The organism is Paracoccus sulfuroxidans (genome assembly GCF_007830335.1).
Classification (GTDB): Bacteria; Pseudomonadota; Alphaproteobacteria; order Rhodobacterales; family Rhodobacteraceae; genus Paracoccus; species Paracoccus sulfuroxidans.
Genome location: NZ_VLKU01000024.1, coordinates 1 through 2,969, shown reverse-complemented (window position 1 = coordinate 2,969; position 2,969 = coordinate 1). Strand labels below are relative to the sequence as shown.

Genomic DNA, 2,969 nt, shown 5'->3' with positions numbered 1-2,969 from the left:
CCAGGCGCGCTCCGCCTCTTCGCCCCCGCATTTTCGGAAAGACATTTCAGATGATCCCGTGCTGTTGTGTCCTCGTGTGGAAGGACGATCATCAGCACGAGAAGAGGACGCAGCAGGGCGAAGGCTCATGCTGCGTCCTCGGGAGGTTGGAAGGTCGGCGCGGCATGAATGTCCAACACTTCTTCAGCTGTCAGATCAAAGCCTCGTTTCTGGGCCGCTCTCAGAAAATGAGCCTGCATACTCGATGGAACCGCGCCACATTTTGCCCACTTGTGCACTCTATCGACGGATACCTTTGCTCCTGTAATCGTCGACAGATCCGCCGCCAAATCAGCGCGGCAGGGCCAGAGTGCAACCAGCTTATAAATGGGCGTACGATGTTCCATAGCCCATCATTAATGGATAATTCTTCCATTATGCAAGATGGAAGAAACATCAATTGGCGTTTTCTCCATTTTGGTGATGATCTGCCCCATGGGTAAAGCGCCAATGCCGAAAATGGATCATGAGGGGATAGGCTCTCGCCTCGACGCCCTCAGAACAGCGACAGGCCTCGAGAAGGGGGTCTTTGCAGAGTCCTGCGGGATTGATCCGAGCAGCTATTCTAAGATCATCAAGGGTGAGAAGGCACTGAAAGTCGAGATGGGATATGCGGTATCCGTGCGGTGGGGCGTATCAATGGACTACCTTTACCGAGGAACCTTAGAGAAACTGCCCCCAAGTTTTGCAAGCAGCATCATTACGAACCTAACCGGTCGCGACGCGTAGAGGGTGTCTAATGACCGCCCCGAACGATCCGCAAGCCAGAATAGAAATCGTTCGCCCCAATCGTATCCCTCCATTTCCCCTCCGACTCACCAGAACATTTAGAGAACCTTAGGCAATCGTCCGCCGATGCATCAACCCATAGATGAGTTCTAGCAGCCGCTCAGTTTCGCTGCCCGCCCACAACAAGAAGGAAGGCACCATGTCTGCTATCATCCAAGGCTTGATCGGGGCAGTTTTTGGGATTCTTAGCGCGATCGTGCTCTCTCCTGCTCTCGCGGCATTTTTGCAGCAAACAGACAAGAATGCAGTCATCTCGATCTGGGCGCTGGCTGCCATCATGGCTGCACTCGGATTCTTCGCGCCGACCATCCGCCGCGCGTTTGGACGAGGCTTCCTGATGCTTGGGGTGTGCTTCCTTGCTCTGCCAATTTCAACGCTCCTTTTAACTGGCCGCGTGGCGAATGAACTGATCACCAGTGCCCCCGAAAATGATCAGGCAGCTGCCGTAATCGGTGCAGGCCTTGCGGGTATGGCAGCAACGGGCATTGCCACATTCGTAGGCCTGATCGCAGGTGCGATTTTTGTGATTATTGGGGTCGTACTTGCCCTGGGCGGGCAACGTGAAGTCATTGTGATTGAGCGCTACCGAGGATCAGCAACGCGCGACTATTACGAGCCTGTCTCGCGCCACAACACAGATCATAGCGCGCGCCGCAGCAACGAGCCGCCCTTGCGCCGCAGCAATGCTCCGAGTGAACGGCGTAAAATCGTTCCGCCTGTGCGCCGATGAGCGAAGCTGACCATCAATACTAGGCCGCAACCCGCGTGACCCTCGGCCTAATCTCGCCCGCCCCTAGGCGGGCTTTTTCGTGAACAATCGCGCTGCGTGCACGACCGAGCGCTTGCCTCACAACGATCGCTGGATAGCAGGCGCGAATCATCAACCAGCCCTATAAATGGATGTTTTATCCATTTTATAGTTGGCAATGGAATTATCTTCCATTACCGTTGGCCCATCCCCACCCGGATGGAGCCCGCACATGCACCCCCCTGCCCTCACCGTTTCCGCAGCGCCCGCCGCCATTCCGCGCCTGCTGATCAGCATCATGCGCGGCGCGCTGCTGGCCACCTCGGTCATTGCCGCTGCGATCCTGCTGATGGTGATCTGGCACATCCTGTCCGCAACGCTGAGCTGGTCTGAGGTTCGCGATTTCGTCGCCCCCACAGCCGCACAATCGCGGGACGGCGGCTGGGTCGCCCTGTCAGAGCGTGCCGCACCATGAAACCCTCGCCGATCAACCTGATGGGTCAGGAATTCACCGCGCAGCTGCCGACGCTCATGCAAGAGAATCTGACTATGCATGCCTTGCTGCGCCGGGTGCTGGCCGAGCTGCCCCAGATCGGCAACTCCAGCCTCGCCAGTGACATTCGCGCGGTAACGGCAGCGGCCCGGACCCGGCCGCACGTTTCGCAGGCACAAGGTCCCAACGCAAAAGCGCTCAGCACGACGCGCCTGTCCCGCTGAGCCGCACTGGCCCCCGGCTTCTGCTCGGGCCGGGGGCATTTTCTTGATCCGCGCCCGGCGGCTCCGGGCATTCCCGTAAGGCTTTCACCATGAACACCATCGACAGCACGTCCGACCAGCGCACCGCCAACAACGCGGTGAGACACTCCTATCGGACCCTCTCGGATGCCGAGAAGTCACAGATGCAGCAGGTCAAGGACATGGGCGCGGCCCTCATTGCCAAGCTGCACGAAATCGGCGGGACCGATCCTTCGGGCGACCGCTTGGCATCGCGCGACCTCTCGCTGGCCAACACTCACATTGAAGATGCCGTGATGCGCGCCGTGCGCCACATCACCGCCTGACGTTCCGGTGACTGGCCCCGCGTGGGCCAGCATCCCGAGCGTCTGCAATGCAAGGACCACAACATGGACATTCAGGTCAGTTTCGACGGCATGCCCGACCGCCTCCCGCCCTCAACCAGAAGCGGCGATGCCGCAATCATGCGCGCCGCGGACCGGAAACGTCGCAAGGCCGCGCCGGTGAAGGAGACGCCCGAAGAGAAACAGCAAGGCGACAACGCATATGGGATCGCCGCTGCCGAGCTGCGTCAGTTCATCGAGCAATACGAGCAGCTTGATGCGGAGAAGAAGGACATCGCCGATCAGCAGAAGGAGCTGATGGGTGAGGCCAAAGC

7 protein-coding genes are annotated in these 2,969 nt (G+C 59.0%); 6 read left to right on the top strand and 1 reads right to left on the bottom strand.

Going from position 1 to position 2,969, the window contains the following annotated elements; all coding sequences use genetic code 11:
* Positions 1–125: 125 nt before the first annotated feature.
* Positions 126–386, bottom strand: coding sequence for a hypothetical protein (locus IQ24_RS20050; RefSeq protein ID WP_145400155.1), 261 nt, complete (start codon positions 384–386; stop codon positions 126–128).
* Between the two features lie 37 nt (positions 387–423).
* Between IQ24_RS20050 and IQ24_RS20630 the strand changes: the two genes are divergently transcribed.
* From IQ24_RS20630 to IQ24_RS20020, 6 genes are all read left to right on the top strand, one after another.
* Complete coding sequence (locus IQ24_RS20630) at positions 424–768, top strand: helix-turn-helix domain-containing protein (RefSeq protein WP_145400154.1); 345 nt, start codon at positions 424–426, stop codon at positions 766–768.
* Between the two features lie 199 nt (positions 769–967).
* Positions 968–1,558: a hypothetical protein gene (locus IQ24_RS20040; RefSeq protein WP_145400152.1), complete on the top strand. Its 591-nt coding sequence runs from the start codon at positions 968–970 to the stop codon at positions 1,556–1,558.
* A gap of 250 nt (positions 1,559–1,808) precedes the next feature.
* Complete coding sequence (locus tag IQ24_RS20035; RefSeq protein WP_145400150.1) at positions 1,809–2,051, top strand: hypothetical protein; 243 nt, start codon at positions 1,809–1,811, stop codon at positions 2,049–2,051.
* Positions 2,048–2,293 (top strand): hypothetical protein, encoded by a 246-nt coding sequence (locus IQ24_RS20030; RefSeq protein ID WP_145400148.1) that lies wholly within the window; start codon positions 2,048–2,050, stop codon positions 2,291–2,293. Before IQ24_RS20035 ends, IQ24_RS20030 begins: the two co-directional genes overlap by 4 nt.
* Positions 2,294–2,382: 89 nt before the next feature.
* Positions 2,383–2,637 (top strand): Acb2/Tad1 domain-containing protein, encoded by a 255-nt coding sequence (locus tag IQ24_RS20025; protein ID WP_145400147.1) that lies wholly within the window; start codon positions 2,383–2,385, stop codon positions 2,635–2,637.
* Between the two features lie 138 nt (positions 2,638–2,775).
* Positions 2,776–2,969: GapR family DNA-binding domain-containing protein (locus tag IQ24_RS20020; RefSeq protein WP_145400157.1), on the top strand; the 194-nt coding region annotated here is incomplete at its 3' end.